Raw genomic sequence first — 26,666 nt, 5'->3', positions numbered from 1 at the left:
AGTATGATTTTTCATTTCAGTTACCTCCGGTTTTTGTAGTTTATTTATGTATTCATCATACAATGGCAACACTGACAACGTTATGTCAGTGTTGCCATTGTATGATGAATAAGAAAAAAAGTCATTTATCTTATGTCGAATCGACTCAAGGAGCAAGAAAAAAAGCGAGGCCCAGAATTTGCTTGTATTCAGGAATCGGCTACCTTGGACGAGAGAATGAAATCCTAGACTACCGCATCTTTATTGAACTATTGTTCCTCGTTAGTTCAGTACTTCCCACTCAAAGGTTTCCGACGGGGTATTACTTTCCGATATGTAATTCTCCATTCTCCAGACAGTTTTTTGACGATATCCTCATAAATAACACTACCGCAAGACCCATCTGTTTTGATACCGATACCCTTTGATTTGGAGTAAATTGTATTTTCCTCATTTCCTTCGCTTAAGACTATATTTGTTATATGATGGCCTACAGGGTTGGCATCTCCTAACGAAATAGCTGAATTTTTAACTGCATCAATCCCCATCAGAGCTCCAAATCCAAAGTCATCTAAGTCATAAATTACATCGGGTGAAAATACTTGACTTAACTCATCGAGTTTTCCTTCATCAACAAAATGCCCATGCAAAGAAATTAATTCGTGAATCATCATTCGATCTTCAATTGATATCATCTAAAGGCCTCCTACAGTTATTGATTTTTTTAATTGCATATTAGAACCCCCACCCATTTTCTTTTTTTTTACAATTATAGCAACTATCCTGCCCGTTAGCTTAATGAGATTGCATGGAAACAATGTTAGATACTTATCTTATCGGTAATCGGCTCATGTTCTTGTCCATTACGGCAATCGGTACAAGTTCTTGTCCTAGGCTCGGGACAAGAACTTGTACCGATAAAACAAAAAAGCCGCTAAAATAGCGACTTTCAACGGGATTATGTTCTTGTCCTTCGACATGTCTTCGTTGGCGATTCGTTCCACCTGGGTTTGCACAATGTAGGCTACAAGTTCATGATCTTCCGGCGTAAGATTTGCGCCGATAACCGAACTGGCATAGCTAATTCCTCCATCTGGCCCGAGACTTCACATGCTCATAGTGATCACCCGGTTCCGGATGAACATACCGGTTGATTACCTGCCTCGTGAGCTCTTGCATAAGAGCGGTTTTCTTACCACGTTCATATCGTGTATCCCCAGGAATGAAATCGTAGACGAAATAACGGAATTCCGGGTCGAGATACCGAACAGATGGCAGTAGATCGATACCATCGTACAGCTTGAGAAACCAAGTCTCGTTTATGACTAACTCCCTTGGATTTGTTTTGACAACGTAACGCTTCGGCATTTCGGGTGTCCCTAGCACACCGAGCATACTCATCGTGCCACCCTTCAACTCGCTCCACTGGGTAACCGGCTCGGGCAGCAACTCCCTAGTGATAATTTCATTTATGATGTCCTGTAACATCGCTATCCTCCATTCTGATTACGGCCGCTCCGCCAGTTACAACAATCCTCATTTGCTGATGACCTCTCTGCTCACTAATATTTAATTTAATATTGGTACATATTGGAAGTATCCTGCCCGTTAGTTGAGAAAACAGCCGATCCCAAGTAACCGACTGCCTTTAAATTTTCTTTATTGAGGTGAATTATCCTGCACGTTAGTTGAATAAAGCCAGCGGTCAAAGTGATCGGCTGGCTTCTTGTTTTGTATTGAGCTATCGTTCCCCGTTAGCTTAATTTCACAAAGTGGGTATCTTCATCAGAATCAGATTTAACCGAAAATCCAATAGATTGATAAAATAAGGCGGCTGCTAGATTATCTGTCTTTAGTACAAGCATCTGATAGTATTTTTTATCCTCTGTAATAACCGAATCCATTAGCAAACGTCTTATCCCGAATCTGCGAACACTTGGTAAGATGTAAAGACGACGAACACGACCAACTTCAGTACCTCCTTTATAAGGGTCTTGATTCAATCCGCATACCCCTACAATATCGCCGTTTTTTATAGGGATGAAGAGCGCTTCCCCATATCTAAAACCAAAAAATGGTGGTCAACAAGTAATTTCGCCGTTACTTGTGATACGGTTCACCTTAACGCTCATAACGGCGAAAAATGCGAAAGGAGCTGCCACGGCAGCTCCTTTTGTCGAATATATGAGATTGATCTTACTGTGAACGTACATCGTCGAAATTCCGTAGAAGGCGTTGCTCCAGCTCTTTTTCGTTCGTTTTTAGTTCTTGCATGATCGGAATACTCATATCGGTATTGGGATTGTACTCAAGGCCCCAATGCATGATGGCAAAAATGACCGGAATTAGGTCAAGTGCTTTTTTTGTCGGCCGATACATCGTTTGTGCCCGATTTGACTCGCCTTCAATTTTGACGAGTAAGCCTGCTTCAACTAGTGATTGGAGCCGTGCGCTCAAAATATTGGTTGCGATGCGCTCGCGTGAAGCCAGGAAATCGCGGTAATAACGCTTGTTATGTATAAGGACGTCACGAAGGATGACGAGGCTCCATGGATCGCCCCATATATCGAGCGCATATACAATTGGACAAACGGTAGATGTTCGCTTTTTCATGAGCATAATTATACGATCTGTGCTTGCATTTTGCAAGTTCTATTGTGGTGGTTCTAATCAGGTTGCCCTTTACCTGTCATGATCAGTCTGGGGCCTAATACTATACCTGCCAGGTCACTGGTTTATCGAGTATGACGCCATCCGTCTGCACCCATTGACGGAGACTGCCCGCTTGAACTTGAATTACGATGAAATTCAAATCGCCAGTACCGTTGTTGCGAAGCGTGCGTTCGCCTTCAGGTGAAACACGAATAGCCGTTCCTTCCTTTACATCAACAATCTGTCCATCTACCTGAAACTGACCTTGGCCGCCAATGAATAGGTATAGCTCCTCATTCTCGCGATGGGTGTGATAGAACGGGACAGAGCCTCCCTCCGGCAGTTGGTTCAGAGAAACTTCCATGCCGGTTAGTCCAAGCTTGTCCTTCAGAAAGAGCTTACCTGGGATGGGATCCTTCGACATACTCAAAAGATTGCTAATAGGACCTGATTCCAAAACGCTGAAATGATTACCATTCATTTGTAAACTTCCTTTCGGTTTAAGTTTAGTACCGGCACACTATGATTTAACTAAATGTTAAACTATAAGGCCGGCAGGGTTTTGCCTGTTTCTGTCAACAGCCGTCCCGGCATTTCGTCACCGGCTTCGTTATGTGATAAATCGAGTATAGAATTTGTACTTTCAAATTGCAAGTACAAATAGCGGAATTTGTCCTGATAAAATTTTCGCCGTTACTTGTGATAAGGTTCGCCGTGATTAATCTTCAACTATCCTGCCCGTTAGCTTAATGAGATTGCATGGAAACAATGTTAGATACTTATTTTATCGGTAATCGGCTCATGTTCTTGTCCATTACGGCAATCGGTACAAGTTCTTGTCCTGGGCTCGGGACAAGAACTTGTACCGATAAAACAAAAAAGCCGCTAACATAGCGACTTTCAATGGGAATATGTTCTTGTCCTTCGACAACCGCGAATCCACACAGTGCAGAAATAATACTTTTTGTTATTGAATACACCTTATGTTGTTTGTCCTTTATTTTTCGATTCCCAAAGGCCTCTGCCGAACCAAGGGCTGAATGACTCAAAGCGTAGTGCCTGCAAGCTTCACCACCATGTCTTCACGCCCGAAAGCCTCCCGTCCCTCCCGTTTTGTCCTCTCTTCATGCCAGTCTATAAACGGGGCAGGAAGGGTGCCATAAAGTAAGGACGGAAGCCGCGTTGTTCCGCGTAGCTTCCGTCCCGATCTTCCGGACGACTAACTCAAGTAACGATTTCGGATGACCCACATGTGATGAAGCTCGTGTCCTGCGATGCCGTAAGCGAGGGCGCGCGCCGTAATGCTTACGTTGTTGGCTGTGCCCTTGCGGGACCAAGCCTCCGTCGGTAGCCCGCGCAGCAGTGTGATCGTCGATTGCCGTACGGCCCGGTAGTCTTCGACCAATTGCGCGGTTGTCCAGCTTTCGAAAGGAGGAATGAACAACTCCTGGTCGAAACCGGGCAGAGGCGTCACATCCCCTCTTGCAAATCGGAGCAGGCGGTAGGTCATGACGCGTTCACTGTCTGCGATGTGGCCCACGACTTCTTTCAGCATCCATTTTCCTTCCGCATATCGATAGGCGCTCTGGCTTTCGGTCAACGATGCCAGCAGATCGGTCATTTGCTTTTCCTGGGCGAGCAGAATGTCGATGATGTTGCCTTCCGGCACCAACCGGATATACTCGCCTGCGTCCCCGGCGTATTCTTCTTCTGACGGTCTTTGGTTCATGCGTAATCCACCTTCCCATGAAGATATAGAAAATTATAGCACCCGTCTATGTCTAATGAATTCGTGAAGTGATAGAACTCTCCTTCTAATAATTGAGAGTAAGCACCACTTAGTTGGTGGGTTGCCACGCTAAACTGCCCGTTAGCTTAATGAAGCTGTGAATTGGCAGCTTCATCCTTGTCGGTTATTCAACTATCGTTCTCCGTTAGCTTAGCCCATTTCTGGTTGACGACGGATTAGTGTTGCCTGCTCAAAACTATAGGCGATGCTGATTAGCATGGGCTCACTTAAAGCCCTCCCGGAAAAGACAACACCAAATGGCCCCTGCGTCGAATCGCCATCAGCATCAATTGTTCCTTTTGCTGAATAACCGGCGGGCACCGTAATAAGGGGATACCCTAACCGGGCAGCAATGTAGATGCCATCAACGTCACCGGGTAACATTAAAGCATCTAAGCCGTGTTGATCGAGTACATAGTCAATCCCTTGCGTTACAGCCGGATGGTTATATTCTTGTCGTTTAAGTTGATATGTTGTCTCGTTTAGCGCATTTTGTTCCGAACGAATCAGATTATCTTGGCCAAACTTCAATACGGATGCAGCGTGTTTCTGATTATAAGCTATCAGATCTTGAAGAGAATGTACGGACAGATCCGAGTTCAACTTTGATAAATATCGATTCAGGCCTGTTTTGAATTCGTAGCAGATAACATCATTGTTCCATGGATGCTGTTCCAAATGGAGGTCCACAGGATCGATAACTGTAGCACCTTGCTCACGCAGAACATTAATGGCGGATTCCATAATGGAAAGTCTTTCTTCATCCAACGACCGATAGTAATGTCTAGGAATCCCAATTCGAGTTTTACACAGAAAGTCTCGGTCTAGATAAGTTGTGTAGTCATGAAAAGTACGATGTGTGCTAGTCCAAGTTGCCTTATCGTTTTCGTCAATCCCGACGATTGCCCCAAGTAGAATCGCTGCATCAGTGACTGTCTTTGAAATCGGTCCTGGCGTATCCTGACTTATAGAGATTGGGATAATTCCGCTGCGGCTCGCAAGCCCTACAGTAGGTTTTATTCCGACGAGAAAGTGTTGGCTGGCCGGCCCAATAATCGAACCTGCGGTTTCTGTTCCGATCGCTGCTGCTGTCAGGTTCGCCGCTACGGCTGCAGCCGATCCTGAACTTGATCCGCTGACGAAGAGCTTGCCAGGTCCATATGGATTCAACACATATCCTCCTCTGGAACTGTATCCAGCTGGCATACGATTGGACATAAAGTTCGACCACTCGGTCATATTGGCCTTACCTAGAAGAACAGCGCCAGCAGCCCGGAGCTTTGCGGCTACGAACGCATCTTCAGGAGCAAACGACTCAGCCAATGCGATTGAACCAGCGCTCGTATGCATCCGGTCGTACGTATCGATGTTATCCTTTAGCAGGATTGGAATTCCGTGCAGCGGCCCCCTACTACCTGTTGTATTTCGCTCAAGGTCAAGATTCCTTGCTATTTCAAGAGCATCTGGATTGATCTCTAATACGGCATTGATCAGAGGATTATACCTATGAATGCGTTCGATATATGCAAGGACGAGGGCTTCGGATGTACATTCACCCGAAAACATTGCCTTTTGCATGCTCACCAAATCGGCTTCCTGAATCCAATCTTGTAAGTTAATGCTCATATATTAAAATACCCCCGGTACTGGTAAATTTTCGGACAACAGTAATATGGTAACATGCTGCCTTGCCAAGGGTATAGGTAAAGTTTTGATTAGATAAGAATGTATCGGTTGGGCATCGCAGTAGAGCTTGTATTTTCCTGAAGGTTAATGTTGTAACTAAAGTAATCTGCCCGTTAGTTGAATAAAGCCAGCCGGTCAAAGTGATCGGCTGGCTTCTGTCTTTATTGAGCTATCGTTTCCCGTTAGCTTAAAGATCTGTAGTCATATGAACTTCTACTAACAGAGATCGTCTTCGCACGAAACCATTCGGTGGCTTGCTGGACTAACGGTGATGAATTTATCGGTGTAACCTCATCGATTGAAATCCATTCATAAACATTAGAGTCCTGTCCTTCGAATTGAACCACGGCCTCCCCAATCACTCCAGCGGCAACAGTAACTTCATACAAAATAGCAATATGATGCACGAACTCAGTAGAGTCATCCTGTGCCTTGCTCTAAGGATTCCGATACTTCTAGTCGTCCCCCAGGTAAGTCAAGTTGGCCGGTATAAGGGCCTAAACTTTTTCGAATAACTAAAATTTTCTCGTTAACCATACAAATTCCGTATACCCCTATGTGGCGATAAAACTTTTCCTCCATTGAATTTAATCCCCCTATTGTTTGGCACAATGATATACCATCACAAACCACATATTGGAACTCTTCTGCCCGTTAGCGTAATGAAGCTACCGATCAGCGCCGGCAGCATCGTCTTGGTTGTTTACTCAACTATCGTTTCCCGCTAGCGCAGTGGATGGTGCTATTCGTATCCGGGCGCACTGATGTATTGGGCTTGTCCTTGAGCGCCCGTAATTTACTGTCGTTGGCGTCCATTTGCTTCGATTTGACGGAGGATTTCGTCAACGACGTGCGCGATCGGTGCGGTGGCGTCGATAATAATCCCGTTTTTAGGAACGCCATCTTTCGTTTGATGCAAGCGCGCACTAATTTCCCGTTCCTCTGGTCTGCCACCCCAGTCAGTTGGGTCTAGCGCCACTCGCTCATCAATCCGCCGAAGTGAGGTTTCCAGGTCGACTTCAAGGACAAACACGCCGTCGAAGAGGTCGATGAATTTGGGGTAATTCCGCGAACCACCGCAGAAAAATGTTACCGCCTCATCCTGATTGTCGACCAAAGCTTTTACTTTATCGACATGCCAAATGTGGTGTTCGGGTTTAAAGCCATCTGTCGGGGTACCAGTTTCCGGATCGCCTTGATAAGCCAATTCACGGTCACCATGAATAGCATGGTAGCCGCGCCGCTGCAACTCGTTGCAGACCGTAGTTTTGCCGGCGCCGGAAACGCCTCCAATCAGATAATTCCTAATGCCCATGGCAGACCCTCCATTCAACTGGATAAGCACAATATAATAGATGTTTCTATCTGTCACTAAACTGCCCGTTAGCGTAATGAAATCAGCATATCGCTATAATTATGTGTTTGAATCTGTTCTGCTTTTGCTTACATAAGTTTGTGAGAGCATGAAATCTGCCTCAGCTACGGCATTACAAAACAATTCGTCTGCCAAATTGATTCCTTCTATTATATCTTGCACGGTTTTTACGCCATACAGCTTTTCCAGGGTTAACACCACTTCGATAGGAAAATCACGAGACGCATGAACCAGAAAGCAGTCAGCTTGGAATGGTGTATGAATTAGCCGAAGTACATCCACAAGTGGATTCAAAACATACTTCTGATAGTAAATCAAGGATTCTAAAAAAAGCCCTCGCTTTGTATATTTGACTGCTCGGCTCCTTTGACTGTAAATGCCCTGTGCTTGTATCAACTGAGTATGTAATTGTGAACGATGAGAAGCAAGATCAACGTTTTGATATTTCACAATACCCGCCTTGTCCACCAATATAACTGGTACGACGCTCTCGTCTTCGTTAATAAATGAAACAGGAAAACTTTCGCTCTGGATTGTCACATCAACTAAGAGACTATCTGGTGTCTTCTGTAGGTGATATACCTTATAGCGGTTATTAGCGGGTCGACCAGGCTGTTCGTAGGCAACATCTACATCTCCCAATTGAAGCAAACAATCATCCAATCGGGTGAACGCATCATCTATGAAGCCTTCTTTCGTATAGCATACCAAATCGACGTCTGAATACTCGTCCAAGCTTTTTGTGCCATCCGATCCCTCAAGCCAGATGGCTAAGATGTAATCTTCGATCCCATGACCTGAAACAATCGCTTTTATAATTGTCTCACGGCTAATCGTCATAGCTACACCTCCCAAGTTACTTGATAATTATTAATTTTATCATCCATTCAATCCTGGAAATTGGTAAAGAAGAAAGTTACTGTATTATTGAAACTATCCTGCCCGTTAGTTGAATAATGCCAGCCGGTCAAAGTGATCGGCTGGCTTCTTGTCTTTATTGAGCTATCGTTTCCCGTTAGTTCAAAACCAAATACTATAAAAATGACATATATACGCCCTTACCTTGTATTAACTTAAATCCAAGTTGCTTGTACAAAGAACGAGCAGGTGCATTATCATCATGTGTTTCTAGCTGTAATCGTGTGGCTTTTTTTGATTTAGCTAAATTAATTGCATGCTCAATTAACTTCCTGCCTATGCCTTTATTTCTATGCTTTGCTGATGAGTATAAGGCCTCTATCCTTAATACTGGGAACCCTTTGCTTATTGAAAAGCTCCATGATAGGATGATGAACCCAATATACTCATGATCTTTCATGGCCAAATAACAATAAGATGAGCTGTCATTAGTAAAACGGTATAAAATTTGTTCACATTGTTCTAGCTGCTTTGGAGATGGATTTGATTCGTCCACAGGATTGGAAGAAGAATTTAAGTAACCGGCAATCAAAACTTTAACTTTAGGAATGTGAAATTCATCAAGAGGTACGATAGCTATTTCCAATAAAGACCCCCCATCAAAAAATATCATCTATATTAATTCAATACTTTATATAAGCATCCTGCCCGTTAGCTTAATGAAGCTGACGGTCACTTTATTATGGTTACTTAACCTGCTAAAGCCTCAATTTTTAGGTGATCTGAGGATTCTTCCAAATTATCGAAACAGGTAAACCAAAATCGTCCTTGATCTGTTGAAACAATTTGTGCTTGTTGATTTACTGTCGTTTGTCTTATCATTCGTCTTACTGTTGGCTATGCCGGTGAACATTAAGGAAGACCCTACTGAACGTAGAAGGGTCGATGTCTTGTTAGAACGTGCCGAACCGGCTGCCTGCGGCTATGCCTTTAGGAGATATACGTTCAATCTCTGACAAATCGTCAGCCGTTAATATCACTTGCAGCGCACCAATATTTTCTTTAACACGGTGCAATTGTTTGGTTCCTGGAATCGGAACGATCTGATTACCTTGCGCTAGGAGCCAGGCTAGACTCAATTGGGCAGGGGTGCAACCTTTTACAGCGGCCATTTTCTCGATCAGGGAGACAACCTCAAGGTTCTTGTCAAAGTTCTCGCCTTGGAACCTCGGGTAGTATCGCCGATAATCATCTTCCGGTAAATCTTCAAATTTCTTGATCTGACCGGTTAGAAAGCCACGGCCAAGCGGGCTGTAAGGGACAAGGCCGATATACAGCTCTTTTAGAACAGGGAGAACTTCATCCTCCACTTCCCTGCTCCAAAGAGAATATTCGGTTTCGACCGCAGTAATCGGATGCACCGCATGAGCTCTTCGGATGGTATCGACTGACACCTCCGACAACCCAATGTATCGTATCTTCCCTTGCTTAACAAGATCAGCCATCGTTCCGATTGTTTCTTCGATGGGGGTATTAGGATCGGGTCGATGTTGGTAATAGAGGTCAATGTAATCCAATCCCATGCTATAGAGGCTGGCATCAACGGATTTCTTGATGTAGGCGGGATCTCCCTTCGGACCCTGCCCGTGCGTGACTCCGAATTTGGTGGCGATAACGGCCTCGTCACGTCGGCCTTTGAGTGCACGTCCGACAAGCTTCTCATTTTCCCCGAACTTCCCGAGCAGGTATTCCGTCCCGTAAAGGTCGGCCGTATCAAACATAGTCACGCCCAAATCCAGTGCACCTTGAATGGTACGCACGGAATCTTCGTTGTCAGGCATCATCATCGTGCCGAGGCTGATAGCCGACACTTCGAGTCCTTCGTTACCTAGTTTTCTTCTCTGTGGCATATGGATTCCCTCATTTCTAGCGGTAAAATGATTCGAACATGAGCCTATTCTAATCGATTCTTACCAAGGCAGCCACACAACGGTTTTACTAGTAAAAATATTAACTGTCAGAATCCTTATCCTCTGTTATCGGCGTGTAGATGCATACGTGAATATCTGGGCTGTCTGACAGATTCAACAAAGAATTGATATCAAAAGTAACAGGTTTTTTGACACCAGGGAGTTGCAAAATAACCCGGTTTACTTTTTTGAGTTGAATATCGTACTGCCTCCATAATCGATCAAACTCCGCGCTGTTCTTGATAAGAAGCTCCACCGTTTCCTCAAACGTAGGATCATTCCGGTTTTTATTATAATATGTCCGGAACACAGCAACCGAGTACCTTGCGAATTCTTCTATATTAACGATCCGACGTCGAATTTCTGTGTCTTCGAACAACAACCGAATGAAATAACGGTGTTGGGCAGGAATGGAAGATAAGTTGGCCAACATTTCATTGGCAGCTTTGTTCCAAGCGAGAATTTCAGTCCTCTCATTGGTGATATAAGCGGGATAGGCCACCTGGTCGATAATCTTTTGCATTTGCGGATACTCTACTGCTGCAGTCGAGAGAGGCGTATTTGACGCATGAGGAGTCCATAGCTGAAATAAATGACTCTTTTCGTCCGGAGATAATTGGAGTGCTTTAGCGATGCTTTCAATCACATCTCTAGATGGGGTTAAGTCTCTTCCTTGTTCCAGCCACGTATAGTAGGTGACACTTATACCTGCCAGTACGGCGACTTCCTCACGCCGTAGTCCAGGTGTCCTTCGCTGTCCGTTGGGGAAGCCAAGGTTCACATCATTAGGTGATAGACGTTCTCTTCATGATTTAAGGAACGCTCCCATTGTTCTTGCCTTGCTGCTATCTACAGTCATAGGTCGATCAACCTCCTGAATTTATAAATATTGAAACCTTGAGATTTGCGTTCGGTGGTCAATTCATTAGGTAAACGGGTTGCGAGGCAGATTTCATTAACCAAGAGGCTCTGACGCATTATACACTTTTTCAAACCAGCTGCAAAGAAGGGACCATTAATGGATATGGTTGATAGGATCATGGCTATTTCTTGAGGCGATTCTTTCTCAGCTTTCAAAAACCGGGCGTTACACTCAACCTGCCTTGGCATGAATACTTGAGTCCTGCCGACTTAGGCCGAATCCCCTTGAAGATCACCCAGTACTGCAATTATTGCGGGGTTATGCCGCCACCACAAAAGCGACGATGCATATCCAACGAAAGCCCGGCGAGGAAATGGAAGTCGACTAGGTCGGGCAAACCCTGACGATCGTGGAAGGCCAATTGGCGGACTGAGGATAGCCAGTCAGAGCCTCTTAATCGTGCAAAAAAAGAAGACATCCACCCTAAAAACCTGGGAGTAGATGTCTTTTTTTTGGGGTAGACTTGCCGTCAAAAATGAAAACCGATAGTTCTTCAACGGCCTCCAGGCACCTAGGAGGCGTCTTGAATGTCGAAGCGGGTGACCTTGCCCTCCTGAAAGCGGAACACGTGCCCGACCACCTTGTCCTGCAGCCCATGCGTTTGATCCTGCAGTGGCCTGCCTTCGAGATCGCAAACGGTCTGTTGGACCTTCACGACAACCGACCCGTCCGCAGCCTTGTCGAAGCTTACAGGCTCGACGTGCGGACTGACGATGGCCCACTGGCGTGTCCAGTATTCTCGAACGGCCTCGCGGCCGTAAACGTGGCCGCCGTCCATTCCGTTAGCCCAAGCGACGTCGTCAGCGAGTGCGGCAAGGACGCCGTCGATGTCTCTCGAGTTGAAGCGTTCATACATGCGTTTGAGAACGTCTACATTCCCGTTCATTGGGGTTTCCTCCTATCGTAATGGCGTGGGGCGCGTGGGTAACCTTCCCATGCAAGAGGGAAGGGACCCCTTTAGCGTTTTTTAAGATATGTGCGTAACATCAGTAACTAACTATGCAATAAAATAGGTGCTTATGCAAAGGGTAGGATCAATGTTGGATGTGCTTTTCAACACCAGGGCACCTGATCAGCTTGGCGGAGCGCGGGTTCGCACGTCTGAGCGAGGCACATCTCAAGCTGTTGGGGTTCGATGTCGGCCATTTCCATGACGACTGCTGCACGCGGGCTGTCCCCTCCGATCTAGTCAAAAGACCATACTTCTATTTTCATTAAGTACACCTCCTGAAATGTGAGTAAAGCAAATGGGCATACACAAAGGTTATCTTGTTAACCTTATAGTCGCAACCAACATTACAGGAGTCAAGTTGTATATCCGACAAACGTCGTAAAGTGAGGCAAATATGCTAACGGTAAAGGGAATCGATTCCATTCGAAATATGCGGTACCGCCAATTGAATGTATTCTTCGGCTGTTAGAGTACTGTTTTGTTGCCAATCAATCGTTGCGCCATATATTCCCCAACTAATAAGCGCTGCTGCTATTCGAAGCGATTCCTTATCCGAATCGTTTTTTTGTGGTTTATACAGAATGCTTTTTTGTTCTTGTTAATTCTTTACTTCATCTTATTATTAGAAGGCTCTTCTTCCATTTTTGCAATATGCTTTTTCCCAATCGTTCTGTAAATGAGCAGCAGGATAAGGATCACGCGTAAAATTTAAAATATTCTGCCCGTTAGTTTAAGAAAAAGGCAATCGGCTTTTGTGGCGGCTGCCTTCAAATGTCTTCATTGAGCTATCGTTTAGCTTATTACTTCAAGTCTTTCATCACCCTTAACTCAATCTCAGCGCCTGATTCAACAAGAAGATAGATATGCTCGTTGCGCTTAGGGTCTGTACAATAATTCTCAAACGATTGGGAAGATGGAAACCAGATGATATGAATCTCAATGAGACGATCAGGGCTTTGGAGTCTTCTTTCCAATTTCGCGCCGTGCTCATTAAGTAAAGGTAGTACATGACTTTCATAATCATTAAATTTCTCTACGCCTTCTTCCGGAATCTTTGCCATCATTACGTAAAGCTGAGCAATGGACTTTTCATCCACCGGAGCACCTCCACCCTGAAGCATTTGATCCAGCTTCGCAAACTGGATCCCTTATACCAAACCATTTCGCATATTAATTATACAGCAATTGGAAGTATCCTGCCCGTTAGCACAACGCGGCTGCCGATCATACGGCAGCCGCGTATTTGAGTATTTATTGAGCTATCGTTCCCCGTTAGCTTAACAAGCTGTCGATGCGGCAAGTTTACCCGTAGGGAACATGTACAGGAGTCAGTGGTCCTGATGTTGCCGAGGATGCCGATAGAGATAATAATTTTACATACTATTCTATTTACTTGGATTTTTTGAAAATCAAAGCGGACAAATAACCAATTAGGAAGCTAACGACTGAAATGATCGGTACAAGTGTAGTTGCTCTTGCAGAAAGTCCATTTTTATGAAAGTACTCGGAGAATATCAAACTCATTACAAATGTTGTGATAACTAAAATGACAAGTGGTATCAAGAGATACAGCCTCTTCATCAGTAGTAACCTGAAATATTAGTCGGGTAGTAGTAATCTATGAATCTCGTTAAAAAACTTCCTTTCCATTTCGTAACCAATGCACCCCATATCATTTGAATGGCTTACTATCTACAAAAATTATAGCAGGTCTATTACATCCCAAAAAAGGTCCTACTCACTAAATATGGAATTAAACTATCCTGCCCTTTAGCTTAATGAATAGCTTTAAAATTCAGTTAGATATTTATCTAATTGGTAATCGGAACATGTTCTTGTCCATTACGGCAAAAGGTACAAGTTCTTGTCCTCGACTCGGGACAAAAATTTGACTGATAAAATAAAAAAGCCGCTAAAATAGCGACTTCATTGGGACCATGTTCTTGTCCCTCGACACCAAGGAACCACTAATTTCTCTTTTACTTATAATTTCTTAAATGCCGAGTAATCCTGATCGGACTTAATAAAACTTAATATCTTATTGACCCGAGCTAGACCTTCGGAGAAATTAGACGCCTGGGCGTAGATGGGCTGTATGCTCACCTTGCCATGGCTGTCTATATATCCGTACCGTGTCGCCGTACCTCCGTCAGCGTCCTGAACCTGCGTCGTATACAGCGCACGGTCATTAAAAAGAACGCTGGCACCTCTCAGCATATATTCGAACAGCTCGCTGCCCGCCGAACTGAAGTAATATTGCTTTTTAACCGCATGGTCCTCGACATACACCGCCCCTCTGGATACTCCTGAATACCCGTATCCGTCGTACACCGCCTCGATGATCTCCTTTGCCTTTGCCGTTGATGAAACCGTATTTTCCGTTAACTTCAATCGGATACAGTTGATCGCCTGTCTGCGCCTGCATAGCGGTCCCACTGGCAGCCTGCGATTTCTCCGCCACGTTTGTACTGAATACCATCGTCGTAAATATAAGAGTAGTAATGAAGAAGTTAAAAAATCTATGTAACTGAAATTTCTTACAGTTTCTCTTTTTTTATCATCTACAACTACGGCAAAGTTTGTAACCCAACTTTTTCAGGAGGAAAATAAAAATTGCAACTAAACAACCTTGAACATTTAAGTTTATTTGGAAACAACAGTGCACTTGAACTATGAGTTATCACAGATGTTCTATACATTTAAAAACAACAAAAAAAATAATAGGGTAGTTTAAATTCTGTACTAATATCTCTAGTTAGCTTATTTCCTCTTCAGTTCCTTTGTCGCAGCGATAATTTTGCTCTTCGTCTTGGCCCCGCAGTACCCTCTTCCCGATAACGCTCTCGATACCGTGGACGGTAAAACACCGACTCGTTCGGCAATATGGTAAATCGTATGTTTATCCATCTCAGTATGGGCTTCCTAATGGACGGGACGCGCGTCAGACGTTGACGGAAACCGGAGTGACCTCAACAACGCCGATGAAACCCTTTTCCTCCTAATACGTAAAAATGTAAAAATAAAGCAAAAGTTAACGTAAGGAAAGGAAGAGGTCATTCCATGAGGAAATTGATGATGATACTATTACTGGTTCTGTCAACGATGACGCTAAGCGCGTGTTCTTTTTTCCAAGAAGCAAACAACTCCCTGCAATACGCCGATCAAACTAAGGAACACTTAAATAACCTGGCCGTTTTCGCTGAACAAGCCCCTCAAAAGATCCAAGATGCCGCAACTAATCCCGAAACCAAGCAGCAGCTAGAAGATCAATTAACGGCATTAAAGAAAGAAATCGAACAATATAATCTGATTGATGCCCCGGCCATTGCCAAGGATCTTCACCAACAATTAGTCGAAAAAAATCAAATGCTGTTAGACGAGATCAATCAAGTATTGGCTAGCGGTAATGTGGCGCTCGATCAGCTGCAGAATTCACCGATTATCTCAACGATCAGCGATATTACAAGCTTAATGAACAGGATCGAAAATTTGGGATTGTAACCTCATATTGAAATTTCGACAAGGCTGCCGCTTTAAAAAAAACGGCAGCCTTGGTTATACTAAAAAGGCGTATGCTAACTTGGGGGTGCATGACAGAGCTCATGTAAGACGACAAGAACATGTACGGTTAACCGTGGTTGAGTTGGTTGATTACTGTGCGTTAAAATAAGCATTGTATTTTTAGTTCCGTAAGTGTTGGGCCATTTCCTCCAGCTGTTGTATCTTTTTTAAAAAATCCTGAAAATCGTTGAAATTACAACTTTGCAGTCAAGATCGGTGATGAATTCTACATGAGCGAAGCCTACACGTTTAAATATGCAGTATAAAAAAAGAGTAGCTGGCGCCGGCGAATACTCCTTTTTCTTGAGCCAACGTTTCCCGTTAGCGTTATGAGGCACTCGTTCATCTCTTATAGCCCAGACGATTTAGCCCCTTTTCTTTTCAGCCAAGTGATCATTGTGTCCCTTCGGGTATCAAGACTGGCTGCTGTATCGAGTGGCATCTGAGCCGTGTAATCAGGAATCCCATTGATGTCAGCTCCTTTGGAGAGTAGAAATTCAGCCACACGACGTTGTCCTCCATGGCACGCTTGCCAGAACGCATGGTTTATTTGATCTGGAGTTGATGACGAATCATGACTTAAAAGTTACTCAACCCGAGACATCAACCCTAGGGCCGCGGCGTGCCAAAGCCTGTCGACACGGGCGCCCTGCGCGACTAAAAGCCGAGCCACGTTCCAACAGCCATAACCAACTGCATTGTCCAAGAGAGTGCCTTCAGCGATAGAACCACCAAGTACCCCAATGTCCGCTCCAGCATCAATCAAAGCTTCAGCCACGTCAACGTCATCGTTGCTTGCTGCCCAGTGCAGGGGAGTCTCAGAATGCCATGAACCAGTTATCGGGCCATTGGGGTCGGCACCCGCATCAACAAACATTTTAACGATCACCGGGCCATTGGGAAAGTACCCGGGCCAGTCAGTGACCGCATGAAGAAAAGTGCTTGACCCACCCTTGTCGTTTACAATCCTGGCTGGTGCAAGCATAGGGTTTTCATCGAGCAAGCGACGCAGAGCCTCTACATCCCCGGCGTGAATCATATGGGTGACCGCCACGACTATCGGATCATTGTCTTTGATTGTCTCCATGTTTTCCTCCCCTTCACTCTTTTTTATATAGATGCCATCTGACAACGAACTACTTCCATCTTTCTATATTTTCCATCTATCCCCTGCGATGAAGTGTTGATTTTTACTTTTTTCACTATCCTGCCTGTTAACGTAATGAAGCCACCGATCTTGTCGGCAGCTTCATCATAGGTGTTTATTGAACTATCGTTCCCCGTTAGTTCAATAAACATTAGTCGATATCTTACCCTTGTTGAACCACTTTGTGTAGCATTAACGGTTGTTCTTTTAACAAACAATTTATAAGCTTTTCACCGTTAGATAGTAATTGTTTCTTCCCATGGATGACCTAAAATTCCCCAAGAAAAATCCCTAGCGAAGAAGAAATGATAATCTCCATCAGGATGAATCGATCTGAGCGGGGATAACCTGATTTGGCTGATATGGGTACAAAACATTACCACTCCTTTAAGTAGGTTTGCACCCATCATATGCAGTTGCCCATTTTCGGGATTGGGCAAATGGCTCAGCTGAATTGCAGTCGATCGAGTGGTCGGCTGCCTTCTTGTTTTATTGAGCTATCGTACCCGTCAGCGCAACAATTGTTGCTTTGCTTACTAAAACGCCGTTCCTTTCATATCTTTTATATGATAAAGTTTCCGCCGTCTACAGTGAGATACGCTCCGGTCACAAATGAGGCTTGATTTGAGGCCAGATAGGTAATGGCAGAGGCCACATCTTCCGGTCGGCCATTCCTCCGCAAAGGAGTCATTTGAGCTATCTGGTTTTTTATCTCCTGTGGCGCTCCGGCGTTAAGATCGGTAAGAATCATTCCTCCACCTACTGTATTGACCCGAATGCCAACTGGCCCCAGTTCCAATGCCATATGCTGCATCATCGACTCTACGCTGGCCTTGGCTACGGCTACAGCTACTGCTATTCCTCCTTCATTTGGTCGGCGAGCATGGGTAGCACTGACGAAAATGATACTTCCTCGTTGTTGTGTCATCATATCTGGAAGAACCGCCTGGCTTGGATAGTATGCAGCTTGTAATTGACCTCGAACAAATGAATCCAAAATGTTCCATCGACTTGCTGTGAAAGGGGCAAGGATCGCCTGAAGCTGTTCGTGAGCAGGAATCTCAGAAGAGGAGCTGCTTGACGCTGGAGCATTGAGAACCAGTGTATCAATTGGCCCGAGAGTCTCACGAACGTGCGAAACCATTTGTTCAACTTCCTCTTGCTTCGTAACATCCGCTTGAAAGGCAAGTGCCTTGCCTCCAGCTCTCTCAATGGTTTCTACTACCTCTTGAGCAGCCGTTTTATTACGGTAGTAGTTGACGGCCACACGAGCGCCGTGCTGTCCAAGCTGAATCGCTGTTGCTGCACCAATACCACGACTACCTCCTGTCACTAAGGCAATACGATCCTTCATCGATAGTACTTCCATACCCATATACATATCCATCCTTTCTTATTATAGATAGCCGGCTAATTATAAAATCCAGAAAAGGCGACTCTCCCTTTAGGAAAGGTTCGCCAGGCCCTGTTGAAGCAAACGACGGAACAATGCCTGTTCAAGTTCAGTCATATTGAGGCAGATGCGAGCATCGAGATTCTTCCATACTTGCATGGCTGGCTCATAGAGTTCGCGTCCGGCTTCGGTAAGATAGACACGTGAAATACGTGTGTCCTTCTCGTCAACATGGCGCCTTACCAAACCGATACGTTCCATGCGCTGCACTGATTTAGTAATCGTCGGGAGCTCTAGCTTGAGGCGAGCCGCGAGTTGAGATTGAGATAGACCATCTTCTTCCCAGAGCAAAAAGAGTACAAACTCTTGCGCTGCATGCAAACCAAGCTGTTTAAGTGCTTCATCAGCCTGCCTGCGGTGCTCTTTGATCAACTGAATGAGAGCGTAGGCTATATCATCTTTAAATGAGTTCATATGTACCATCCCTCGGTTTTTTACTTTGCCGGCTATCTATAATCTAAATATATCTTGAATAGTTTGCGCATGTCAAGCGCCGAATTTTATTAAACTATCCTGCCCGTTAGCTTAATGAATTTTTGCATGGGTACCCTGCTGTTGGGATACTTATCTAATCGGTAATCGGACAATGTTCTTGTCCATTAAGGTAATCGGAACAAGTTCTTGTCCTGGGCTCGGGACAAGAACTTGTTCCGATAAAACAAAAAAGCCGCTATAATAGCGACTCTCAATGGGACTATGTTCTTGTCCCTCGACACGTTAGTAGTTTTTATTCTGCACGTGTCTTCTGCATTAGCTCTAAGTGTCCTTTGCGCCAGGACATGAGCGTACAGTTTTAAGGCCACCCCTGAGGTGTGGCCTTTACTTTGATAGCGCTTTGTTCAATAAAAAAGCGAACACATTATGAGTGTCCGCCTGTAGAGCAGTTGTGTAGCGCCTCGAGACTACATTACCACGGGTACGTTCCGTTTGCGTGCGTGAACGTACCTGTCGGGCCTTCCGAGCCAAGGAGCGCAACGCGAACCGCCTCGCTGGCGCCCTCCTCGACAGTCTCCGTGCCCGTATAGTTGTTGAATTTCGTCTTGGTGTAGCCCGGGGAGACGGCGTTGACCTTGATTCCAGTCGGCTCCAGCTCGATAGCCATGGCGAGCGTCATAGCGTTGAGAGCTGTCTTGGACGCAGGGTAGACAGGGCTGAAGTGCGAACGAAAGGGGAACGACGGGTCCGAATTCAACGTCAGCGAGCCAACGCCGCTCGACACGTTGACAATGCGGGCTGCTGGCGCCTCGCGCAGGAGCGGTAGCATCGCCTGGGTAACGGCGAGGACGCCGAATACGTTGGTCTCCCACACCGCACGCACTTCATCGAGAGACACGTTGCTCGGGAGGCTCGACTTCGTGATCTCCTCGGGCGATCTGCCCGGCTTGCCCGCGTGCGAGATGGCCGCGTTGTTGATGAGCACGTCGAGACGTCCGATTTCGCTCCGGATGCGCTCCGCCGCTGCGGCGATCGAAGCCTGATCCGTCACGTCGAGCTGGAGCGCGTGTGCATCCGGCCCAACCTCCTTGGCCGCAGCCTCGCCGCGTTCTATATTGCGCGACCCGACCAGTACAGTGAAGCCGTGTGCCACAAGATCCTTTGCGATCTGAAGACCAATTCCTTGATTAGCCCCGGTGACTAAGGCAACAGATTTGTTTTGCATAGTAAACTTCTCCCTTCTTGCGTCGATTTGTGGCTAACATCGCTGTTGTGCTGATGACAAGATAAGCGGATCCCACAAATTAAATTATGTATCAAAAGTAATAATAATAGAAGTACCCACTTTTTTGTGATATAGTAACCAAAAAGTAATAATTGACGCTGGAGGAGATTACTAAATGAAAGTTTATTACTGTAACCTTGAAGTTACGTTGGAGGTAATTGGGGGGAAATGGAAAGGGCTAGTTTTATATTATTTGATACATGGTCCAAAACGAACGAGTGAGTTAAAGCGGCTTGTGCATAATATTTCTCAAAAAATGCTTATCCAAACGCTTAGAGAATTGGAAGCTGATGGACTTGTAAGCAGAAAAATGTTTAATCAGGTCCCTCCGAAGGTCGAATATTCGACCACAGAGCTTGGGCAATCGCTTGAACCGATTCTAAGAGCGCTTTGTCAATGGGGTGACGGTTATGCCGATAAAACATTCGCTGAAGGAGAAGTGCAAATTTTGCATATCGATTAAAAGTACTGCAGTAGGGGGTTGACGATTGAGAAATGGTTGAGACATCAACAATTCTGGATTTGAGTTGAGGTGTTCGAAATACTGAATGATTATATCGAATGCTTCCCTTGTCATGTTATAAGCTTGCTCTTTAGACATTTCAAGCTTACGTTCAAATTCCTTTTCCCTTTCTCTTGTATCTTGAATTTATCAATTAATATCAAAGGAAATTAGTTACACTATTCTGCCCGTTAGCTTAATGAATAGCGGGTGGAAACCGATTGGATTTATACCTAATCGGCAATCGGATCATGTTCTTGTCCATTACGGTAATCGGTACAAGTTCTTGTCCTTGGCATGGGACAAGAACTTGTACCGATAAAATAAAAAAGCCGCCTAAAATAGCGACTTTCAATGGGACTATGTTCTTGTCCTCCGACATCATGCAATTAAGGTCCTGGATCTTGTTATGCCGCCTTCTACTTTGCCTGCTTTAGGAGCGGGATCAATTGGGATTTCATAAAGTCGTAACTCGGCTTGTCGCCTTTCTTGGCGTAAAATCGCAGCCCATCGAGTCCCTTGAATAACTGGTAGCACAATAGCCTTTCCTCGAAACAGGCGATTTCTTTCCCCTTCTGTTCAAAAAATTTCCGATGCCGATCCGGAAACCCGATTTGCGGAACCCATAAGTGCAGAACAGCTCTATGCGGCTTTCTGCCTATGTTCTTTTCATCCGACAAAATGATTTAGTTCTGGATTATATCGCCGGCCGCTCGCACTTCGCTTCTGGAGAGCCTCTTTTTTACATTCTCACGGAAATGAAACTTCATCGAGCTTTCTCAACTGGTCCTCATCAACAACAGTTGCCGGCGTATAAACAACCAAAGTGGCATCCTCATGTCCCGCCGCATAAAAGGCGTTTGACCGCACATCCAACTCCCCTATTGCCGGATGTACAAGACGAAACTGATTTTCTCGCAGCGACCTGACATCATGTCGTTTCCACATCTCCGCGAATTCAGCGCTTTCCTCTTCTAAGTCTTCAACTATCACATTTACGCATGGATTCTCCATTCTGCGGGCATATGCCGTCCTAAAGGCAGCGACCAACTTGGCGGCAGATGACTCCCAATCCACGAATTTATTTCGTAATTCCGGATCCGTAAATAACAAATAAATGAAATTTTTCATTCCGCTTTTCTCACAAATATGGTTAAATCCTCCGAACATTTTTGAAGCTGCCTCATTCCACGTCAGCAGGTTCCATTGCCCATCAATCGCATAAGCGGGCATGTGACCGAATTGATTTACGATAAGGGCCAGTTCAGGATCAGAATGCATAGTCGTGGGTGCCTCGGACGAGGATTCAAACGGCGCGTTACGATTTGCGAGTATATAGAGATGAACCCGTTCATCCTGCTCCAAATGAAGCACTCTGGCCAAGCTTTCCAGCACGCTGTTCGATACCCGAATATCTCTGCCTTGCTCCAAAGCGGTATACCAATGCAGTGAAATACCGGCAAGCGTGGCTACTTCCTCCCGGCGCAGTCCGCTTGAACGTCTCCTGATGCCATTGGAGCCTGGCAGCCCGACAGCTTCCGGGTTTAATCTCTGACGGCGATTTTTCAGAAAATCGGCCAGCTCCTTGCGTCGTATATCTTCACTCATGATTAATTCCTCCCCGAGTTGTTCCATTTTATATTTTCCTCATTCTCTGGCAAAAAGCAACCTATGCCCCTCTTCGTTACAACGTACTGAGATATAAAGGTGGTAGTCACAGTACTAGGTTCAGGAGTTGTTGTATCCGTAATTGCACAATAAACGCGGTACTGTCTCACGGCGAAAAATCGTTTTATGATGTTCTTGCACGGAACAAAGAGGAGGCAATCCGAAATGACTAAATTAATTTGCTGTGTGCTGTGCCCAGCAAATGAACCATAGAGCCGACAGCGGCTATGCTTGTAAAACAAAAAAACGAGTCAAAACGAGAGGAGAAATAAAAAATGAATACCACTGAAAAGGTTCTCGATGGAAAAGTTGCATTTGTTACTGGAGGCAACCGCGGGATTGGTTTTGAGACGGCACGCGAGCTCGGAAGACTAGGTGCAATTGTGGTCATCGGTGTGCGTAACCGTGCTAAAGGTGAAGAAGCCGTTAGCCAGCTGCTTGCCGAAGGCATTCAAGCCGACATTCTTGCGCTAGATCTTACGAATTCAGAGGACCTACGCGGAGCTTATGCTTATTTTGAACAGCAGTTTGGCAGATTGGACATTCTTATTAACAACGCTGGAGTTCAATTAGAGGTTGAACATCTTTCGCCGATGAATAATACGACCTCTGTGTCTTATGAGGTATTGCGGCAAACGTTCAACGCCAACTTTTTTGCTCAGGTTGAGCTGACACAACTTCTTCTGCCGTTGCTGCGCAAATCGCCTGCCGCCAGAATCGTTAATTTGTCCAGCATTCTTGGTTCGCTTACGCTCCAATCGGATTCCGCATCTCCTATATACGATTTGAAGCTGCTGGCTTACAACGCTTCAAAAGCAGCAGTGAACTCCTTTACGATTCATCTTGCGCATGAACTTAAAGAAACGCCAATCAAAGTAAACGCAGCCCATCCAGGCTGGGTGAAAACGGAGCTTGGCGGTAAATACGCAGATACGGATGTATCAGATGGTGCAAAAACAAGCATCCGACTAGCCACCTTGCCTGAAAACGGCCCATCAGGAAGGTTTATCCACATGGAAACAGAACTTCCTTGGTAAGCTTAAAATTAAATTCTTGATTTTACTCTTGTAACTAAACAGGGATTGTGACGGTAATGAGGTGTTATCCAAAGCGCTAATTGCCGTCACTCTTTTTCTCAGCTTGCGCAAAATTAACAATTGAAGGAATTGATAAATACGAATAAATACTGGAAAGTCTACATGCTTGCCGCGGTCAGTTTTCTCATCGGGACATCCGAATACATGATCGCGGGCATATTAGATAAAGTTGCTGCGGATATCGGGGTGACAATATCTGCCGCTGGTCAGCTCATAACGGCCTTCTCATTGGCATACGCTGTCGGAACTCCTATCCTGATGGCAGTTACGGCCCGGATCAATCGACGGGACTTGCTGCTTTATTCACTTGCCTTCATCGTCGTAGGCAACGCTTTAGTAGTTATTTTGCCCGGATATGGCTTCATGTTGCTAGCGAGGGTCATTATGGCTCTAGGTACAGGTGTATTTGTGGTGACCTCACTTACCGTAGCCGCCAAACTAGCCCCTCCTAACAAACAGGGGAGCGCAATCGCCATTGTGCTTATGGGAATTAGCGCCTCGCTAATTCTAGGCGTACCGCTTGGCAGAATCATCGCAGCATCTTACGATTGGAAGCTGATTTTCGGCGGTATCGCTCTGCTTTCCATTCTCGGTATGCCCATTGTTGCACGGTCTATACCGCGTATGGATGGCGAAGAGCCGGTTTCCCTTGCAAAACAACTAACTATGGTGAAGAAACCGCAAATCGCGCTAGCGCTAGGCATTACATTCTTTTGGATATTGGGTTATGCCATTGCCTTTACCTACCTGTCCCCTTATCTGCTCGAAGTTGCCAATATGAGCGAACGCTGGGTAAGCGTTGCGCTGTTTGCATATGGTATCGCTAGTCTGATCGGTTCTAAGGCAGGCGGATTCAGCACGGACAAATGGGGAGTTGCAAAGACATTAACCGGAGGGATGCTGCTTAATATGGTTATGCTGATCGTGTTTTCTGCAGCCTCCGGCACTGCAGCATTCCTTGTATTTGTCCTTCTGATGCTCTGGTCCTTCTTCTCCTGGTCGTCCGCTCCAACCCAGCAATATTATCTGATTACATTATCTCCGGAGGCATCCGGCATTATGCTTGGCTTGAACACTTCCGTATTGCAACTGGCTATGGCGGCAGGTGCCGGGATCGGTGGCGTCATTATCGAACATGTATCGCTGCACGCGATTACTTGGATTGCTGCTGCTTCCATTGCTGTAGCTGCTGCAACAACTGCTGTAGTCTTCGGCAGCAAACGTCAAGTGAAGGATCAAACTTCATTTGCAGAATAATGCACAGACTAGTCTGCATGCAGAGGAACCGAACAGCCAAACTCTCAAAAAAGACAAGAAGATACGTGCAAATGAAAAAGAACCTTGATTTTTCAAGGTTCTTTTTCGGAGTCGATATAGTTTCTTTAGTTAAGACTGATTCTAAGAATATCGGTAATTTTCTGCTCAATAAGTTTGTCTTCCACCGTGTTTAGAAAATTGTCTTTAAATAGTGAAGCTTTTTTTATTGTGTAGTAATCCAGAAATTGTTGCTTTAGCGTTGTGTTGTAGTAATTAAGCAGGAACGGGTCCATTAACCTACGTAGAACGGGATCGTCCTGCAAAAAAAATACGACCGGGTTAATAGATCGGAAAATACCTTTATCAAATCCCTCACGGTAAAACTGTTGTAATAGGTCACATCGCTTAGTCTGTGCAGCTGTGATATGTGAAATCAGCGCGGGTTGGTTTTGCTTAATATCGTAATAAAATTCATCTGACATGATCAAAACGCTAAGCATCGACTGTTCAAATATACGTTGAAAGCGTCGGCTAAATGGCATTTCTTTATCTAAGACGATTGGATCCACATCAACAACCTGCGAAGCATAATCAATCACAAGTTGTTCAATCAAATCGTCCCTCGAAGAAAAATGCTTATAAAACGTGGCTTTGCTTATGTTTAAATACTTAAGAATTTCATCGATCTTCATGTGACTGAAGCCGCGCTTGCGGATATGTGGAAGTATCAGTTCAAAATACTTTGTTTTGGTCGAGCGATCCATAAGAAGCCTCCTGCTAATATATGTACCAACATTATAACGCAATCAGACGAAAGATACAAAGTGTACTTATTTTAAGTTTTAGTTTACTTCGTTTAATTTGTATGCTATATTTTTTTCACACCGGTGCAACTTTTACAATCATGGAGGTAATTTTCATGCGATATAAAAAACTCGGCTCAACAGGTCTCTTTGTTTCTGAATTGGCTCTTGGTACTATGACTTTTGGAGGAAGGGATGATTTCAGCGTGTTTGGCCATGTTGGCCAGAAAGATGCTGACGGACTGCTTGCAAGAGCCATTGAGGCCGGAATTAACTTTATTGACACTGCCGATACGTATTCCGGTGGTGAATCGGAGCGCATTACGGGTCAAGCATTAAAAAATCTGGGAATCAAAAGAGACGATGTTGTCGTTGCTACCAAAGTGTTTGGAAATATGGGAACAGGCCCGAATCATCGTGGATCCTCACGTGGCCACATCATGGATGGAGTTAAAGCAAGTCTTCAAAGATTACAGCTCGATTATATCGATCTGTATCAGCTTCATGGCTTTGATCCTGCAACACCAATTGAGGAATCACTAAGTACCTTAAACGATCTTGTTCGGCAAGGATTGGTTCGTTATATCGGTGTTTCCAACTGGGCCGCTTGGCAAATTCAAAAAGCCATTGGAATATCGAAGTTGAACAACTTTGAAAAATTCGCGTCGGTTCAAGCCTACTATTCGCTAGCTGGAAGAGAGCTTGAACGAGAGGTAATTCCAATGGCAGAGAGTGAAGGCTTGGGACTTATGATTTGGAGCCCGCTGGCAGGAGGTTTTTTAAGCGGGAAATACAGTCGGGAACAAACCAGCGTTGATGAAAGCCGTCGTACGAATTTGGACTTCCCACCAGTTAATAAGGAACAAGCGTATGACATAATCGACGTTTTGAAGGTAATGGCGGAGCAAAAGCAAACGACTGTTGCTCAGTTGGCATTGTCCTGGCTGCTGCACCAATCAGCCGTCACAAGCATTATTATCGGTACCAAGAGAGTTGAACAGCTGAATGAAAATATTGGAGCGACAACAATTCGTCTGACCGAAGAGGACCTTCAAGCCTTGAACGAGGCAAGCAAGCTAACTGTGGAATATCCAGGATGGATGATTGATACATGGAGTGCGTCGAGAAAGCAGCAAATTGAGGATTCACTTGTTAAATGAATCTTGAAGTCTAAGATGAACTAAGGCAACCGAGTTATTCTGAGTCAACTCCAAACAGTTATAGCAGAAGTTCTGTAATAATAACATTCGTAATGAGGGAACCTATATGCTAGAG

29 protein-coding genes and 1 pseudogene are annotated in these 26,666 nt (G+C 44.9%); 5 read left to right on the top strand and 25 right to left on the bottom strand.

Annotation, left to right across the window (positions count from 1 at the left end):
* Nucleotides 1-266: 266 nt before the first annotated feature.
* The 18 genes and pseudogenes from FHS19_RS16660 to FHS19_RS16580 form a co-directional block, all read right to left on the bottom strand.
* A complete protein-coding gene (locus FHS19_RS16660; protein ID WP_183582850.1) occupies nucleotides 267-674 on the bottom strand; it encodes a nuclear transport factor 2 family protein in 408 nt (135 codons plus the stop codon).
* A 385-nt stretch (nucleotides 675-1,059) separates the two neighbouring features.
* Nucleotides 1,060-1,467: a hypothetical protein gene (locus FHS19_RS16655; RefSeq protein ID WP_183582849.1), complete on the bottom strand. Its 408-nt coding sequence runs from the start codon at nucleotides 1,465-1,467 to the stop codon at nucleotides 1,060-1,062.
* A gap of 266 nt (nucleotides 1,468-1,733) precedes the next feature.
* On the bottom strand, nucleotides 1,734-2,015 hold the full coding sequence (locus FHS19_RS16650) for a GNAT family N-acetyltransferase (RefSeq protein ID WP_312887249.1): 282 nt from the start codon (nucleotides 2,013-2,015) through the stop codon (nucleotides 1,734-1,736).
* A gap of 160 nt (nucleotides 2,016-2,175) precedes the next feature.
* A complete protein-coding gene (locus tag FHS19_RS16645; protein ID WP_183582847.1) occupies nucleotides 2,176-2,598 on the bottom strand; it encodes a winged helix-turn-helix transcriptional regulator in 423 nt (140 codons plus the stop codon).
* A gap of 94 nt (nucleotides 2,599-2,692) precedes the next feature.
* The gene (locus FHS19_RS16640; protein WP_136605706.1) at nucleotides 2,693-3,112 is read right to left on the bottom strand and encodes a cupin domain-containing protein; all 420 of its coding nucleotides are present in this window, start codon (nucleotides 3,110-3,112) and stop codon (nucleotides 2,693-2,695) included.
* A 738-nt stretch (nucleotides 3,113-3,850) separates the two neighbouring features.
* Nucleotides 3,851-4,360, bottom strand: coding sequence for a DinB family protein (locus FHS19_RS16635; RefSeq protein ID WP_183582846.1), 510 nt, complete (start codon nucleotides 4,358-4,360; stop codon nucleotides 3,851-3,853).
* Nucleotides 4,361-4,570: 210 nt separating this feature from the next.
* Entirely contained in the window at nucleotides 4,571-6,046 is a 1,476-nt protein-coding gene (locus FHS19_RS16630) for an amidase family protein (protein ID WP_183582845.1), read from the bottom strand.
* Between the two features lie 480 nt (nucleotides 6,047-6,526).
* Complete coding sequence (locus FHS19_RS35510) at nucleotides 6,527-6,688, bottom strand: NUDIX hydrolase (protein ID WP_312887242.1); 162 nt, start codon at nucleotides 6,686-6,688, stop codon at nucleotides 6,527-6,529.
* A gap of 214 nt (nucleotides 6,689-6,902) precedes the next feature.
* A complete protein-coding gene (locus FHS19_RS16620) occupies nucleotides 6,903-7,421 on the bottom strand; it encodes an AAA family ATPase (RefSeq protein WP_183582844.1) in 519 nt (172 codons plus the stop codon).
* A 99-nt stretch (nucleotides 7,422-7,520) separates the two neighbouring features.
* Nucleotides 7,521-8,321, bottom strand: coding sequence for a hypothetical protein (locus tag FHS19_RS16615; protein WP_183582843.1), 801 nt, complete (start codon nucleotides 8,319-8,321; stop codon nucleotides 7,521-7,523).
* Nucleotides 8,322-8,514: 193 nt separating this feature from the next.
* Nucleotides 8,515-8,985 carry a GNAT family N-acetyltransferase gene (locus FHS19_RS16610; protein WP_183582842.1) on the bottom strand — a complete coding sequence of 157 codons (471 nt, stop codon included), beginning with the start codon at nucleotides 8,983-8,985 and terminating at the stop codon, nucleotides 8,515-8,517.
* A gap of 307 nt (nucleotides 8,986-9,292) precedes the next feature.
* A complete protein-coding gene (locus tag FHS19_RS16605; protein WP_183582841.1) occupies nucleotides 9,293-10,249 on the bottom strand; it encodes an aldo/keto reductase in 957 nt (318 codons plus the stop codon).
* 100 nt (nucleotides 10,250-10,349) lie between these two features.
* The gene (locus tag FHS19_RS16600) at nucleotides 10,350-11,090 is read right to left on the bottom strand and encodes a helix-turn-helix transcriptional regulator (protein WP_312887241.1); all 741 of its coding nucleotides are present in this window, start codon (nucleotides 11,088-11,090) and stop codon (nucleotides 10,350-10,352) included.
* Between the two features lie 203 nt (nucleotides 11,091-11,293).
* A pseudogene (locus FHS19_RS34925) lies at nucleotides 11,294-11,377 on the bottom strand (TetR/AcrR family transcriptional regulator); the annotation flags it as partial.
* A gap of 365 nt (nucleotides 11,378-11,742) precedes the next feature.
* The gene (locus tag FHS19_RS16595) at nucleotides 11,743-12,117 is read right to left on the bottom strand and encodes a nuclear transport factor 2 family protein (protein ID WP_183582840.1); all 375 of its coding nucleotides are present in this window, start codon (nucleotides 12,115-12,117) and stop codon (nucleotides 11,743-11,745) included.
* An 866-nt stretch (nucleotides 12,118-12,983) separates the two neighbouring features.
* On the bottom strand, nucleotides 12,984-13,280 hold the full coding sequence (locus FHS19_RS16590) for a hypothetical protein (protein WP_204797538.1): 297 nt from the start codon (nucleotides 13,278-13,280) through the stop codon (nucleotides 12,984-12,986).
* A gap of 886 nt (nucleotides 13,281-14,166) precedes the next feature.
* Complete coding sequence (locus FHS19_RS16585; RefSeq protein WP_183582838.1) at nucleotides 14,167-14,574, bottom strand: WG repeat-containing protein; 408 nt, start codon at nucleotides 14,572-14,574, stop codon at nucleotides 14,167-14,169.
* Nucleotides 14,575-14,943: 369 nt separating this feature from the next.
* Entirely contained in the window at nucleotides 14,944-15,090 is a 147-nt protein-coding gene (locus FHS19_RS16580; protein WP_246426595.1) for a LacI family DNA-binding transcriptional regulator, read from the bottom strand.
* Nucleotides 15,091-15,243: 153 nt separating this feature from the next.
* On the opposite strand from FHS19_RS16580, the gene FHS19_RS16575 reads away from it, so the two are divergent.
* Nucleotides 15,244-15,684 (top strand): DUF6376 family protein, encoded by a 441-nt coding sequence (locus tag FHS19_RS16575; RefSeq protein ID WP_183582837.1) that lies wholly within the window; start codon nucleotides 15,244-15,246, stop codon nucleotides 15,682-15,684.
* Nucleotides 15,685-16,330: 646 nt separating this feature from the next.
* Here the strand turns inward: FHS19_RS16575 and FHS19_RS16570 are convergent.
* The 5 genes from FHS19_RS16570 to FHS19_RS16550 all read right to left on the bottom strand — a co-directional run bounded on the left by FHS19_RS16570 (nucleotide 16,331) and on the right by FHS19_RS16550 (nucleotide 20,004).
* Nucleotides 16,331-16,876: an ankyrin repeat domain-containing protein gene (locus FHS19_RS16570; RefSeq protein WP_204797537.1), complete on the bottom strand. Its 546-nt coding sequence runs from the start codon at nucleotides 16,874-16,876 to the stop codon at nucleotides 16,331-16,333.
* Nucleotides 16,877-17,127: 251 nt separating this feature from the next.
* Nucleotides 17,128-17,268 carry a DUF2716 domain-containing protein gene (locus FHS19_RS34920; protein ID WP_246426664.1) on the bottom strand — a complete coding sequence of 47 codons (141 nt, stop codon included), beginning with the start codon at nucleotides 17,266-17,268 and terminating at the stop codon, nucleotides 17,128-17,130.
* Nucleotides 17,269-17,453: 185 nt separating this feature from the next.
* Nucleotides 17,454-18,266 carry an SDR family NAD(P)-dependent oxidoreductase gene (locus FHS19_RS16560; RefSeq protein WP_204797536.1) on the bottom strand — a complete coding sequence of 271 codons (813 nt, stop codon included), beginning with the start codon at nucleotides 18,264-18,266 and terminating at the stop codon, nucleotides 17,454-17,456.
* Between the two features lie 69 nt (nucleotides 18,267-18,335).
* The gene (locus FHS19_RS16555) at nucleotides 18,336-18,758 is read right to left on the bottom strand and encodes a MarR family winged helix-turn-helix transcriptional regulator (protein ID WP_183582835.1); all 423 of its coding nucleotides are present in this window, start codon (nucleotides 18,756-18,758) and stop codon (nucleotides 18,336-18,338) included.
* Nucleotides 18,759-19,251: 493 nt separating this feature from the next.
* The gene (locus FHS19_RS16550) at nucleotides 19,252-20,004 is read right to left on the bottom strand and encodes an SDR family oxidoreductase (protein WP_183582834.1); all 753 of its coding nucleotides are present in this window, start codon (nucleotides 20,002-20,004) and stop codon (nucleotides 19,252-19,254) included.
* 175 nt (nucleotides 20,005-20,179) lie between these two features.
* Between FHS19_RS16550 and FHS19_RS16545 the strand changes: the two genes are divergently transcribed.
* Nucleotides 20,180-20,527, top strand: a complete 348-nt coding sequence (locus tag FHS19_RS16545) for a winged helix-turn-helix transcriptional regulator (protein ID WP_183582833.1) — start codon at nucleotides 20,180-20,182, stop codon at nucleotides 20,525-20,527.
* A 789-nt stretch (nucleotides 20,528-21,316) separates the two neighbouring features.
* Here the strand turns inward: FHS19_RS16545 and FHS19_RS16540 are convergent.
* Nucleotides 21,317-22,174 carry a helix-turn-helix transcriptional regulator gene (locus FHS19_RS16540; protein WP_183582832.1) on the bottom strand — a complete coding sequence of 286 codons (858 nt, stop codon included), beginning with the start codon at nucleotides 22,172-22,174 and terminating at the stop codon, nucleotides 21,317-21,319.
* Nucleotides 22,175-22,509: 335 nt separating this feature from the next.
* On the opposite strand from FHS19_RS16540, the gene FHS19_RS16535 reads away from it, so the two are divergent.
* Together FHS19_RS16535 and FHS19_RS16530 are read left to right on the top strand one after the other, a co-directional pair.
* Nucleotides 22,510-23,271 carry an SDR family oxidoreductase gene (locus FHS19_RS16535; RefSeq protein ID WP_183582831.1) on the top strand — a complete coding sequence of 254 codons (762 nt, stop codon included), beginning with the start codon at nucleotides 22,510-22,512 and terminating at the stop codon, nucleotides 23,269-23,271.
* A 162-nt stretch (nucleotides 23,272-23,433) separates the two neighbouring features.
* Nucleotides 23,434-24,588, top strand: coding sequence for an MFS transporter (locus FHS19_RS16530; protein WP_183583013.1), 1,155 nt, complete (start codon nucleotides 23,434-23,436; stop codon nucleotides 24,586-24,588).
* A gap of 125 nt (nucleotides 24,589-24,713) precedes the next feature.
* On the opposite strand, the gene FHS19_RS16525 is transcribed toward FHS19_RS16530, so the two are convergent.
* Nucleotides 24,714-25,352, bottom strand: coding sequence for a TetR/AcrR family transcriptional regulator (locus tag FHS19_RS16525; RefSeq protein WP_183582830.1), 639 nt, complete (start codon nucleotides 25,350-25,352; stop codon nucleotides 24,714-24,716).
* A gap of 155 nt (nucleotides 25,353-25,507) precedes the next feature.
* Between FHS19_RS16525 and FHS19_RS16520 the strand changes: the two genes are divergently transcribed.
* Nucleotides 25,508-26,551, top strand: coding sequence for an aldo/keto reductase (locus tag FHS19_RS16520; RefSeq protein WP_183582829.1), 1,044 nt, complete (start codon nucleotides 25,508-25,510; stop codon nucleotides 26,549-26,551).
* Nucleotides 26,552-26,666: the final 115 nt, after the last annotated feature.

The sequence above is a fragment of the Paenibacillus rhizosphaerae genome (assembly GCF_014192015.1).
Taxonomy (GTDB): domain Bacteria; phylum Bacillota; class Bacilli; order Paenibacillales; family Paenibacillaceae; genus Paenibacillus_AQ; species Paenibacillus_AQ rhizosphaerae.
This window is presented reverse-complemented; position numbering and strand designations above follow the sequence as displayed.